Annotated in this window: 10 protein-coding genes; 3 read left to right on the top strand and 7 right to left on the bottom strand. The window is 64.0% G+C overall.

The window, feature by feature from the left end; genetic code table 11:
- Positions 1–73 precede the first annotated feature (73 nt).
- A complete protein-coding gene (gene apbC, locus AA098_RS21935) occupies positions 74–1,168 on the top strand; it encodes an iron-sulfur cluster carrier protein ApbC (protein ID WP_003254924.1) in 1,095 nt (364 codons plus the stop codon).
- A 251-nt stretch (positions 1,169–1,419) separates the two neighbouring features.
- On the opposite strand, the gene AA098_RS21930 is transcribed toward apbC, so the two are convergent.
- Positions 1,420–1,629, bottom strand: a complete 210-nt coding sequence (locus AA098_RS21930) for a cold-shock protein (RefSeq protein WP_003254922.1) — start codon at positions 1,627–1,629, stop codon at positions 1,420–1,422.
- A gap of 327 nt (positions 1,630–1,956) precedes the next feature.
- On the opposite strand from AA098_RS21930, the gene dcd reads away from it, so the two are divergent.
- Positions 1,957–2,523, top strand: a complete 567-nt coding sequence (gene dcd, locus AA098_RS21925) for a dCTP deaminase (protein ID WP_003258001.1) — start codon at positions 1,957–1,959, stop codon at positions 2,521–2,523.
- Positions 2,524–2,617: 94 nt separating this feature from the next.
- Positions 2,618–2,845: a hypothetical protein gene (locus AA098_RS21920; protein WP_003254918.1), complete on the top strand. Its 228-nt coding sequence runs from the start codon at positions 2,618–2,620 to the stop codon at positions 2,843–2,845.
- A 6-nt stretch (positions 2,846–2,851) separates the two neighbouring features.
- On the opposite strand, the gene pdeM is transcribed toward AA098_RS21920, so the two are convergent.
- The 6 genes from pdeM to AA098_RS21890 form a co-directional block, all read right to left on the bottom strand.
- Positions 2,852–3,502: a ligase-associated DNA damage response endonuclease PdeM gene (pdeM, locus tag AA098_RS21915; protein ID WP_003254916.1), complete on the bottom strand. Its 651-nt coding sequence runs from the start codon at positions 3,500–3,502 to the stop codon at positions 2,852–2,854.
- Positions 3,499–5,949 (bottom strand): ligase-associated DNA damage response DEXH box helicase, encoded by a 2,451-nt coding sequence (locus AA098_RS21910; RefSeq protein WP_064614999.1) that lies wholly within the window; start codon positions 5,947–5,949, stop codon positions 3,499–3,501. The genes pdeM and AA098_RS21910 overlap by 4 nt, the downstream gene beginning before the upstream one ends.
- A 67-nt stretch (positions 5,950–6,016) precedes the next feature.
- Positions 6,017–7,132, bottom strand: coding sequence for a succinylglutamate desuccinylase/aspartoacylase family protein (locus AA098_RS21905; RefSeq protein WP_004576221.1), 1,116 nt, complete (start codon positions 7,130–7,132; stop codon positions 6,017–6,019).
- Positions 7,133–7,245: 113 nt separating this feature from the next.
- Positions 7,246–8,904 carry an ATP-dependent DNA ligase gene (locus AA098_RS21900; RefSeq protein WP_054889545.1) on the bottom strand — a complete coding sequence of 553 codons (1,659 nt, stop codon included), beginning with the start codon at positions 8,902–8,904 and terminating at the stop codon, positions 7,246–7,248.
- Positions 8,901–9,917: a ligase-associated DNA damage response exonuclease gene (locus AA098_RS21895; RefSeq protein WP_064614998.1), complete on the bottom strand. Its 1,017-nt coding sequence runs from the start codon at positions 9,915–9,917 to the stop codon at positions 8,901–8,903. Before AA098_RS21895 ends, AA098_RS21900 begins: the two co-directional genes overlap by 4 nt.
- Before the next feature lie 126 nt (positions 9,918–10,043).
- Positions 10,044–12,485, bottom strand: coding sequence for a penicillin acylase family protein (locus AA098_RS21890; RefSeq protein WP_064614997.1), 2,442 nt, complete (start codon positions 12,483–12,485; stop codon positions 10,044–10,046).
- Positions 12,486–12,533 lie beyond the last annotated feature (48 nt).

The raw sequence follows: 12,533 nt of genomic DNA, 5'->3' as shown, positions 1-12,533 counted from the left end.
AAGCGCATCTGCTGACGATTGACGGGTTAGGATAGGAGGCTGTTTTACATTCAGTTTGCCAATGGGAGTCTCCATGAGTGCCGTCACCCGTGCCGCCGTTGAAGGCGTGCTTCGCCAGTACACCGACCCCTACCTGAACCAGGACCCGGTCAGCGCCGGCTGCGTGCGCGCCATCGATATCCAGGGCGGGCAGGTCAGCGTGCAGTTGCAGTTGGGTTATGCCGCAGGGCTGTTCAAGAACGGCTGGGCCCAGGTGCTGCAGACCGCCATTGGCAGCCTCGAGGGAGTCACTGGCGCCCAGGTTTCGATCGATTGCGTGGTGGCTGCGCACAAGGCCCAGGCCCAGGTGCCAGCCATGGCCAACGTCAAGAACATCATCGCCGTGGCCTCGGGCAAGGGCGGTGTGGGCAAGTCGACCACCGCTGCCAACCTGGCCTTGGCCCTCGCCCGTGAAGGTGCGCGGGTAGGTATTCTCGATGCCGATATCTACGGCCCCAGTCAGGGGGTGATGTTCGGCATCGCCGAGGGTACCCGTCCACAGATTCGTGAGCAGAAGTGGTTCGTGCCGATCAAGGCCCACGGCGTGGAAGTCATGTCCATGGCCTTCCTCACCGACGACAACACGCCGATGGTATGGCGTGGCCCGATGGTCTCTGGCGCGCTGCTGCAACTGGTCACCCAGACCGCCTGGGATGACCTGGATTACCTGGTGATCGATATGCCGCCGGGTACCGGTGACATCCAGCTGACCCTGGCACAAAAGGTGCCGGTGGTCGGTTCGGTGATCGTCACCACGCCACAGGACCTGGCGCTGCTGGATGCCAAGAAGGGCGTGGAAATGTTCCGCAAGGTCAACATTCCGGTGCTGGGTGTGGTCGAGAACATGGCCGTGCATATCTGCTCGAATTGCGGCCATGCCGAACACCTGTTCGGTGAAGGTGGTGGCGAGAAGCTGGCCAGCCAGTATGGCGTCGACCTGCTGGCGTCGCTGCCGTTGTCGATGCTGATACGTGAGCAGGCCGACAGCGGCAAGCCGACGGCGATCGCCGAGCCGGAAAGCCAGATTGCCATGGTTTACCAGGAACTGGCCCGCCAGGTGGGCGCGCGGATCGTGCTGCAGGAAGCTGCGGCGCCGGCAATGCCCAGCATTACCATCAGCGAAGACTGACGCATTCCCTGTGGGGCAACTGTCTTGCTCAATTTCTAAAAGCTGGCGCGATCCCTGTGGGAGCGGCCTGGCGTCGCGAAAGGGCCGCGCAGCGGCCCCAGGATCTCGGCATAATGCATAGATTGCTGGGGCCGCTTTGCGGCCCTTTCGCGACACAAGGCTCCACACACTTGCAATGCATGGCCTTCAGACAGGCATAAAAAAACCCGCCAGAAGGCGGGTTTTTTTGAAAGCTAGGAAGCTAGATCGACTTAGGCGATCTGAACTTCTTCAGCCTGCATGCCTTTCTGGCCGCGGGTAGCGACGAAAGTAACAGCCTGGCCTTCTTTCAGGGTTTTGAAGCCGTCAGCTTGGATGGCTTTGAAGTGCACGAACAGGTCATCGCCCGACTGAGGGGTGATGAAGCCGTAGCCTTTCTCATCGTTGAACCACTTAACAACACCGGATTGACGGTTGGACATTTTTCTGTCTCCTTGGACAATTTGATAACGGTCAGGAAAAACCCTGCCCGGGACTGAGCGCAAAGAGAGCAGAAAATTCAGCGATGGGCCGATCAGGATCGTGCATCAAACTAGAGATTCTCGGTGTCACGTGCAGCACAGTGGCAACACCTTACCCCACTTTCCGCAACCTGCCAATGGTCAGAAGACGCTTTAGGCAAATTCGGATCGGCGGCGGCTGCAGCCCCCACCCGGCGCGGGATGTGGGATGGAACTTTAACCTGGGCGCCGGGACCGGTAATATGCGCGTCACGATTTTCACCTCGCAACTCTTCAGGACACCCCGCCATGAGCATCAAATCGGACAAGTGGATTCGCCGCATGGCGCAGGAACACGGCATGATCGAGCCGTTCGTCGAGCGCCAGGTGCGCGGCGAGCAGGACAGCCGCGTGATCTCCTTCGGCGTCTCCAGCTACGGATACGACGTACGCTGCGCCGACGAATTCAAGGTGTTCACCAACATCAACTCGGCCACCGTCGACCCGAAAAATTTCGATGCTGGCAGCTTCGTCGATATCAAGAGCGACGTGTGCATCATCCCGCCAAACTCTTTCGCCCTGGCGCGTACTGTCGAATATTTCCGCATTCCCCGTGACGTGCTGACCATTTGCCTGGGCAAGAGCACCTACGCCCGGTGCGGCATCATCGTCAACGTCACGCCGCTCGAGCCCGAGTGGGAAGGCCACGTGACGTTGGAGTTCTCCAACACCACCACGCTGCCGGCGAAGATCTACGCCAACGAAGGCGTGGCGCAGATGCTGTTCTTGCAGTCCGACGAAGAGTGCGAAGTGTCGTACAAGGACCGTGGCGGCAAATACCAGGGCCAGCGCGGCGTCACGCTGCCGCGTACCTGAGCCGACAAGCGCGGGGAATTACCCGCGCCTTTGGCACTCCAACGAAGTAACGCCGGTGTGCATGATGTACATCGGCTTTCGTCAGGAGCAGCCAATGAAACTCCATCCCGCAATCAGTGCCAAGCTGGCAGGCCTGCAGCCCAATCACGTAGGGTTGTTGCCCTGGTCACTGCTGGCGCACCCGCTGCCCATGCAAGCGGGGGGCGTGCCCCATCAACCTGACCCCGATACCCCGCAACCGCCGGAACCCGGTGAGACGCCTCCCATGGAGCCGGGTGAGCCGACCTTGCCGGACGAGCCGCCTCCCGCCCCTGTCGCTTAAGCGTCGCTAAAGCGGCCAGACGCGGTCAGCGCCAACCAGGTACAGCCGGCTGGCGCTGGCGGGGGTGATTTCCCATCCTCCGGTGAACTCACCGAATGCAGGTAGCAGGCTGACTTGCTCATCGATCACGAAGCAAGGCAGGCGCAAGCGCTGACGGGCCTTGCCGCGCAGGACGAAGACGGGGTGTACGTGGCCCGCCAGTACCGGGTGTGTGTGGTGGGGCTGCGGCTCGTGCTGCAGGGCAAAGGGCTCCAGAACCCAAGGCTCGTCCACGACCTGAATATCGAGCGAGGCGGGTGGATCGCCGGCGTTGCGGTCATGATTGCCGCGTATCAGCACTATTTTCAGTTCATTGTGCCGCTTGCGCCAATCATCCACTTTGGCCAGCGTTGCCGGTGCTCGGGCCGCGCGGGCATGCAGAAAGTCGCCCAGGATGATCAGTTGCTCACAGTCCTGTGCGGCCAGCAGGCGATCGAGCCTGGCGAGTGTCGCCTCAGTCGTTCCACGTGGCACCGGTTGATGCAGGGCGCGGTAGCTGGCGGCCTTTCCGATGTGCACGTCAGCCACCAGCAAGGCGCGGCGGGCGGGCCAGTAGATGGCTTTGTCGGCAAGCAGCCAGAGCGCCTGCCCCCGGTGTTCGATGGGTTGGTAATTCATCCCGCGTTCGCCGCTTGTTCCAGTTCCGCCACCATCCGCGCAATGCGGTCTGCCAGCTTCTCGGTGCTCAATGTCTCGCGCATGCCTTCCACCAACAAGGCAAACGCCAGTGGCCCTGGCCGCTCCAACGCCCGCAGGTCCAGTTGCAACTCACTCATTTTTAGCAGTTGCCGATGCAGCCGTTCGATTTCCAGCTCTTCGCTCAAGACTTCATCCCGCGCCTGGCCAAGCAGCAAATTCCCCGCGTCATGCTTGCGAAACACCTCATAGAACAGCCCGCTGGAGGCCTGGATTTGCCGCGTGCTCTTCTGCGCGGCGGGATAGCCACCAAACACCAGCCCGGCAATCTGGGCAATTTCGCGAAAGCGCCGCAGTGCCATTTCCCCGGCATTCAGGCTGGCCAGCACATCTTCCAGCAGGTCCGTGGTGCCGAGCGCTTGTGGCAAGTGCCTGGCCCAGTCCACCTGGGCAGGGCTGAGGAGTTCGAATCCGTAGTCATTGACGGCAATCGATACCGACAGTGGTTGTGCGCGGCTAACCCGCCAGGCAATCAGATTGGCCAAGCCCAGGTTGGCCATGCGCCCGGCAAAGGGATACAGGAACAGGTGCCAGCCCTGGCGGGATTTGAAGGTCTCGGCCAGCAGTGTGCCTGTGGTGGGTAAGGCTGACCACTGCGCCTGAAGCGCAAGCAGCGGGCGTACTGCCCGCATTTCCGGCCCGTCAAAGCGTTCATGGGCGGCAGCATCGAGCTGCTCGACCAGCGCCTCGGCCAGTTCGCTCGAGAGCGGCATGCGCCCGCCGTTCCAGCGCGCTACCGCAGCCTTTCGCGCCGTGCTGCGACGCACATAGGCCGTCATGTTTTCCACGCGCACCAGCTCCAGTACCCGCCCGGCAAATACCAGCGTATCGCCGGGGCGCAGGCGGGCGATGAACGCTTCTTCAACACTGCCCAGCGTTTTCCCGCCGCCGCCCTTGCTCCAGTATTTCAGTTGCAGGTTGGCATCGCTGACGATAGTGCCGATGCCCATGCGGTGGCGCCGTGCCAAGCGTTCGCTGGTAACCCGATAAACACCGTCGGCCTGGCGCTCGACGCGCTGGTAGTCCGGATAGGCGGTCAGTGAGCTGCCGCCTTGGCAGACGAAGTCCAGCGCCCATTGCCATTGGCTGTCGCGCAACTGGCGAAAGGCCCAGGTGCTTCGCACTTCGGCGAGCAGTTGCTCCGGGCGAAAACCGCTGCCCAAGGCCATGCTGACCAGATGCTGTACCAGCACGTCCATGCACAGGCGCGGTGAAAAGCGGGCTTCGATGTGGCCGGCTATCAGCGCCTGCCGGGCCGCCGCCGCTTCCACCAGTTCCAGGCTATGGGTGGGCACCAGGGTGACCCTGGAGCGTCGCCCAGGCGCGTGTCCTGAGCGACCCGCCCGCTGCATCAGGCGGGCGATGCCCTTGGCCGAGCCGATTTGCAGCACCCGTTCCACGGGCAGAAAGTCCACGCCCAGGTCCAGGCTGGAGGTGCAGATCACCGCCTTGAGGCTGCCTTGCTTGAGGCTGCGCTCGACCCAGTCGCGGGTATCACGGGCCAGCGAGGCGTGGTGCAGGGCGATCAGCCCGGCCCAGTCCGGGCGGGCCTCAAGCAGGGCCTGATACCAGATTTCTGCCTGGGCACGGGTGTTGGTGAACACCAGGCTACTGGCACTGGCGTCGATCTCATGACTGACCTGGTCGAGCATCTTCAGGCCCATGTGTCCAGCCCAAGGGAAGCGCTCGATCGCTGCTGGCAGCAGGGTGTCGACTTGCAGTGCCTTGTCTTGCCGGCCTTGTACCAGCAGGCCGCCTTGAGGCAGCAAGACATCCCGTGCGTGTTGCAGGTTGCCGAGCGTTGCCGACAAGCCCCAGGTCGGTAGGCCTGGGTGCCAATGCCGCAGGCGCGCCAAGGCCAGCTGCAGTTGTACCCCGCGCTTGTTGCCAAGCAGCTCGTGCCATTCATCCACTACCACCAGTTGCAGCGTGGCGAAATCCTCATGTGCCTGTGCCCGGGTCAGCAGCAGGGTCAGGCTTTCGGGGGTGGTGATCAGCACACTGGGTAGCCGCCGGGCCTGTCGGGCGCGCTCGGCACTGTTGGTGTCGCCGCTGCGCACCCCTACGCTCCAAGGCAGCTGGAGCTCATCAAGCGGCGCTTGCAACGCACGTGCGGTGTCGGCGGCCAGGGCACGCATGGGCGTCACCCACACCACCTGTATGGGGGCCAACTGGCGGCTTTGGGGCCTGGGCTTGAACGCACGTAGTGCAGCGAGCCAGACCGCATAGGTCTTGCCGGCACCGGTACTGGCATGCAGCAAACCGGACTCGCCCCGTTCGACGGCAGCCCATACGCGCCGTTGGAAAGCGAAGGGCTTCCAGCCGCGCTTGGCAAACCAGGCATTGGCGAGGTCGGTAGCAGCAGGCATGAGGCAGGTGGCCCTCCGAAGGCTGTGCTTCTACAGACCACTTGCCGGCTGCAATGGTTTTACCGGATCAATTGGCCAACAGGTAGCCGCTGCGGCATACCTGTTCGCCGGCCACATGGGCGATGACCATGCCAGCCGTGGCCATGCGCCGTACGCTACGCGCATACAGCAGGCCTGGCTGGCGGTTGCGCAGGGCGGTGACTCGGTCACTGAGCGGGTCGATGACTTCGGCAATCAGTTGGCCGGCCTCCAGGTGCTGGCCCGGTTTGGCGTGGTAAACCAGCAACCCACCCAGTGGCGTTGCCACGGGTTCCACCGCGGCCAACGGCGTGGCGTGGCGTAACAGCGCGGGCAGAGCGGCGCTGGTGCCTTCGATGACACCTGCATGGGTCAGGAAGTCAAGGATCGCCTGGCAGTCCTTGCTGGCCAGATCATGGCTGACATCCGCCTGGCCACGCAGCTCGACGGTGACCGAGCAGCAGCCCAGCGGAATCGGGAAGCGTTTGCCGAAACGTTGCTGCAATTGCCACCAGACCAGGCTGAAACATTCATCGAACGACTGCCCGCCCGAGTCCGTTGCCAGCAGGCTGGCCTGGGCGCCCAGGTAACGGGCCAAGGGTTCGATCTGGGGCCAGGCATCGGGTGTGGTGTACAGGTGCTCGACTGCTTCGAAGTCGCAGTGCAGGTCCAGCACCATATCGGCATCGCAGGCCAGGCGCTGCAGTATCAGGCGCTGGGCCTGCAGGGGTGTGCGGGCCGGGTGTGCGTCCAGGCCGCGGCGCAGGTATTCGCGGATCAGTGCAAGGTTGTGCGTCGGGTCCTGGGTGAGGTGTTCTTCGATCAGGTCGCCGATGCTGTCCGACAGGTCGACGAAGTTGCGATTGAAGTTCTCGCCGCTTTGCAGTTCAAAACGCCCCAATGGCGCATCCAGCAGCACTTGCTCCAGGCCCACCGGGTTGGCCACCGGCACCAGAATGATCTCGCGCTGCAGTCGGCCTTGCTGTTCCAGCTCGACCAGACGGCGCTTGAGGTGCCAGGCTACCAGCATGCCCGGTAGCTCGTCGGCGTGCAGTGAGGCCTGTATATAGACTTTGCCACCACTGCGAGGGCCGAAGTGGAAACTGTGCAGTTGGCGGGTGATGCCCGGTACGGGGGAGAGCAGGTCATGGGTTGAATGGTGCATGTTGGTCCTGGCTGCGTGGCGAAAACGGTCTGCGACACGGGTCGGCTCAAAAATAGAAGCATAGTTTCAGCGAATGCGCCTCATCCTGCAGCAGTCGGGCATCGCAAACTTTTTCAGGCCAGTAGCGCCTGCAAGGTGGCCAGGTCATCTGCCTCCTCCACCGGCTTGTCCAGCCGCCAGCGCAGCATGCGCGGAAAGCGCACGGCGATACCGCTTTTGTGGCGCCGGGACAGGGCGATGCCTTCGAAGCCCAGCTCGAACACCAACGTTGGGGTCACACTGCGCACCGGCCCGAACGTTTCCACCGTGGTCTTGCGGATGATGGCGTCGACCTTGCGCATTTCTTCGTCACTGAGCCCTGAATAGGCCTTGGCAAAGGGCACCAACGCCCGACCAGGGGTACCTGCCGGTGCATCCCATACGGCAAAGGTGTAGTCGCTGTACAGACTGGCCCTGCGGCCGTGGCCGCGTTGGGCATAGATCAGCACCGCATCGACGCTGAACGGGTCGATCTTCCACTTCCACCAAATGCCCATGTCCTTGGTGCGCCCCACGCCGTACAGGGCCTCGCGCTGCTTCAGCATCAGCCCTTCCACGCCCAGGCTGCGTGACTGTTCGCGCTGGCGGGCAAGGTCGGCCCAGTCCGGGCCTTGCAGCAAAGGCGACAACAGCACGGGGGCAAGTGGGTGTTCATCCACCAGGCGTTCCAGCTGGCTTCGGCGTTCGTGCTGCGGTCGGCTGCGCCAGTCATCGCCCTGCCACTCCAACAGGTCGTAGGCCTGCAACACCACCGGCGCATCGTTCAGCAGCTTTTTGCCCAGCGTTTTGCGACCGATGCGCTGTTGCAGCAAGGCGAAAGGCTGCACGGCCAGTTCCGTCTCGGTTTCACCGGGTTTCCAGACCAGAATCTCGCCATCGAGCACCACGCCATCGGGCAACGTCTGTGCCAGGCCATGCAGTTCGGGGAAACGCTCGGTAACCAGTTCTTCGCCGCGTGACCACACCCACAGCTGGCCATCGCGCTTCACCACTTGCGCCCGAATGCCGTCCCACTTCCATTCGATTTGCCAATCGCTTGGTGGCCCGAGCAGGGTATCGAATTGATCGCTGGACACTTGCAGCGGATGGGCCAGGAAGAAGGGGTAGGGCTGGCCGCCACGCTGGTTGTGTTCATCGGCGGACTCTGGGGCGATCAGCCTCTGGTAACTGGCTGCGGTGGGGCGATGGCCTATATCGGTGTAGCCGACCAGGCGCTGGGCCACGCGTTTGGCGTCCAGCCCGGCCAGTTGCGCCAGGGCGCGGGTGACCAACAGCTTTGACACGCCCACGCGAAAGCTGCCAGTGATCAGTTTCAGGCATAGCATCAGGCTGGCGCGGTCCAGCCGGGCCCAGAGCGGCGGCAGGCGCTGGCGGACTTGCTCAGGCGGCAGCCCGCGCAGGGGCAGCAAGTGCTGTTCCACCCAGGTGGCCAGGCCTTCCTCGTTGCCATCGGCGTGCAGCGGCAGCAGCAGCGAAATGGTCTCGGCCAGGTCACCCACGGCCTGATAGCTTTCTTCGAAAAGCCAGTCGGGCAGGCCAGCCAGTGCCGTTGCCAGTTCGCGTAGAAGGCGGGTGGGCACCAGTTGGCGTGGGCGCCCGCCGGCCAGGAAATACACCGCCCAGGCAGCATCGTCGGCGGGCGCCATGTCAAAGTAGTCGCGCAGTGCCTCGAGCTTGGCATTGCTGGAGGTGGTCGCGTCCAGGCGCAGGAACAGCGTAGCGAAGGCTTTCATGGCGAGGGGGCGGTGTTGGGCACATCGTCTTCGTCGCCATACTCGGTGACAAAGGCGCGGGCATCCAGGCCTTGTTCGGTGAGGTAGCGCACCAGTACCTCGACCGAGCCGTGAGTGACCATCACCCGTTGGGCACCGGTCTGGCCAATGGCCCAGAGCAGGCCGGGCCAGTCGGCGTGGTCGGACAGCACAAAGCCCCGGTCCACGCCGCGCCGTCGGCGGGCGCCGCGTAGCAGCATCCAGCCGCTGGCGAAGGCATCACTGTAATCGCCAAAACGGCGCATCCAGCTACTTCCGCCGGCTGATGGGGGCGCCAGGACCAGTGCCTGGCGCAGCAGAGGATCGTTGCGCGGTATATCGCCTGCGTAGCGGGTTTCCGGCAGGCGGATACCGGCATTCCGATACACCCGGTTGAGCGGCTCCATGGCGCCATGCACGAGGATCGGGCCGATGCTGGCATCCAGCCCATGCAGAATCCGCTGGGCCTTTCCGAAGGCATAGCAGAACAGCACGCTGGCCTTGCCCTGTTCACGGTTGGCCCGCCACCAGGCATTGATGCTGGCGAAGATCTCACTTTGGCTTGGCCAGCGGTAGATCGGCAGGCCGAAGGTCGACTCGGTGATGAAGGTGTGGCACGCCACCGGTTCGAAGGGTGTACAGGTGCCATCGGGTTCTACCTTGTAGTCACCGGATGCAACCCAGACTTCACCTCGATACTCCAGGCGCACCTGTGCCGAACCCAGCACGTGCCCGGCCGGGTGCAGGCTCAACGTCACGCCTTGGTGCAGCAGGCGCTCACCGTAGGGCAGGGTCTGCAAATGGATGTCCTGGCCCAGGCGGCTGCGCAGAATGCCGGCACCGGGGCTGGCGGTCAGATAATGGCCATTGCCGCTGCGTGCGTGGTCGCCGTGGCCGTGGGTAATGACAGCCCGGTCCACGGGCCGCCAGGGGTCGATGTAGAAATCTCCGGGCGGGCAGTACAGGCCTTCGGGGCGGGCGATGACAAGGTCCATGGCACGGGCACTGGTTCTGGGGTTACCCGTTAAGAGGCATGGTGCCAGACGTTAGTTCGGATGGATTTGGGAGGGCGCTGCTGAAAAACTTCATCAAGCCCCCTCATGCACCTCTGAAGAATGCCGTTACCGCCCCGGTACCAATGTAAGCCGCTGGTTGCCATACGCCCTGCCGAAGTTCTGCTGTTGCAGTGGCAGGCTCATGAAGCGCCCTTTGAACCAGGCATCCAGCCCGTCGCGGTAATGCGCGCTGGCCGGGTTGCCGGACTGGCCGCTGCTGGTCAGTATCTGCAACGGTTCGGCCTGGCCGAAGTCGACGATCATCCGTGCCGAGGCTGGCAGATGCGTGTCGAAGTCGCTGCCCCAGGCGAATGGTGTGAGGGCCAGGGTAGTGAAGTCGCCGCCTGCGGCAAGCGGCGCACGGCTGATCGCATCACCCAGGCCATGGTAGGCCGGTGCCGGCCAGCGGTACTGGTGCAGCTGGCCCCACTGCCAGGTGCGTCGGTCGGCACCCAGCTGCGCGATCCCGGCCTCCATTGCGCCCGCCAGGCTGCGGGCGAGGATGGCGGGCTTGTCTTCTTTTTGCGGCGTGTTGCGGTCATCCCAGAAGGGGCTGTCATCGCGGCCCAGCAGATGATCGGCCTGCGCCGAGAACGACAAACGTGCATTGCTGACGAATGCCTGCCACGCCGGGCCGGCCTCCGGGCCCAGGTCATCGAGGAAGGTCTGGCGAGCGACCTCCTGCAAGAACAACTCGTACAGCGCGGCATCGGCCGACACCGGGCTCAGGCGGCCATCGAAGGCCTTGAGCCGGGCCAGCGTGTCGCGGGCCTTGTCGCGCTGCCCGGCGGGGAGGGCGTCGATCGCCTGCTTCAGTGGCTGGGCCATGCCGGGTGCGTCGAACATCTGCTTGAGCTTGTTGGCCAGCAGGGTCACTTGGTCGTTCTGCAGGGCCATCAGGCTGCGACTGTCGTGGCGACCGTTGCCGGCCAGCTGTGCCAGGCGTTCGGCACGTTCGGGGTAGTACCAGGTGCTGGACAGCTGCATGCCATAGCCGCGCGGCAGGCTGCGCTGGTTGGCGTGGCCGATCCAGCCTGCGGGCGGGTCCTGGTCGTACGGGTGCAGCATCGGGTCGGCATAGCCGTCCCAGTCGTAACGCCCGTCCCAGCCCGGCGAGGGCAGCAGGCCCTGGCCTTCGCGGCGATTGGGGTAGCGGCCACTGACTTGCCAGCCGATGTGCTCAGGCTCGGCGAAAACAAAGTTGACGGCAGCAGCCGTCACTTCACGTGTGCTGTCGAAGGCCCGCTCCACGTTCTTGGCCCGCGTCAGGTCGAACAGAGCATCCAGGCTGCGATCACCTTTGAATTGGGGCAGGTTCAGCGCCAGGCCCAGGCTGGCGTTTTCTGGCTGGGCCAGCAGGGTGCCGTGGCGGGTGTCGTACATCACTTCGCGCACGGGTCGCTGGCCACGTACAAAGTAGGTTTCGCTGCGGGCGCGGGCCGGCAGCCATTTACCATCGGCCAGGTAGCTCAGCTGATTGCCTTGGCGGCGCAGCCGCTCGAGGAACAGGTCCTGATTGTCGGCCATGACCGCGCTGCTGCTCCAGGCCAGCTTGCCATTGTAGCCGGCCAGCACAATTGGCAGGCCCGGCAAGGACAGGCCGGCAACCTGGTACTTGCTGGTATTGATTTGTACCGGGCTCAAGGCCCAGGCGGCGCGGCTGTCGCTGGCCAGCAGGCTCTTGCCGCTGCGGCTGCGCTGCGGGCCCAGGGCCAGGTTGGCCGACCCCGGGCTACCGAGCAGGTCGAGGTCGGCGAGCTTCTGGCTGGCAGCTGCCAGGGCTGGCAGCCCCGGCAACTGGCTGGCCAGGTTCAGGCCCTTGAGCTTGTCCACTTCCATTTCGGCCAGCGGCTCGTCCGGGGCCCCGGGCAGCAACCAGGCCAGCTTGTCGCTACCGGCTTTCTGCGCCAGGGTCAGGGCGCTGAGTTCCTCTTGCAGGTTGACCGACTGGCTGAACGCGTACAGGCAGAAGATCAGCGCCGAGTCTTCAGGCTTCCAGTATTCGGGGCGATAGCCACTACTGGCCAGGCCTGCTGGCAGCTTGTCGCGGTAGCGGAACAGGTAGGCGTTGACCCCGCGCGCGTACACTTCGAAGAAGCGCTTGAGCCGTGGCGATGCGTCGGCGTATTGCTGGGCGGCACTTTGCTTGAGGTTGGCGGCGCGCATGAGGCGGTCGATATCCAGCGCCTCGCTGCCGGCCAGTTCGGCCAGACGGCCTTGGGCGAGCAGGCGCATGGCGACCATCTGTTCGATGCGGTCGCCGGCGTGCACATAGCCCAGGCTGAACAGCGCATCATGGAAGCTGCTGCTTTCGATCAGCGGCGCGCCCATGGCATTGCGCCGTACCGAAACATTCTGTGCCAGGCCTTTGAGCGGCTGCACGCCGCTGGTCGGTGGCACGCTATCCTGGTAGCCGCCCGTCTGGCAGCCGGCCAGCCCGAGCATGCCGAGCAGGGTGGCAGCGGTTGCAAACCGCAGGCGGAAGGGAGGAAAGGCGGGGGCGGCCATGGCAAGGGCTCCTGCAAGGCGAGGCTGGTTTGGAAAGGCGCTAAGGTA

Origin of the sequence: Pseudomonas sp. JY-Q, from assembly GCF_001655295.1 — a bacterium.
Classification (GTDB): domain Bacteria; phylum Pseudomonadota; class Gammaproteobacteria; order Pseudomonadales; family Pseudomonadaceae; genus Aquipseudomonas; species Aquipseudomonas alloputida.
Note: the sequence above shows the minus strand (reverse complement) of the source record. Positions and strands in the feature narration are given on the sequence as shown.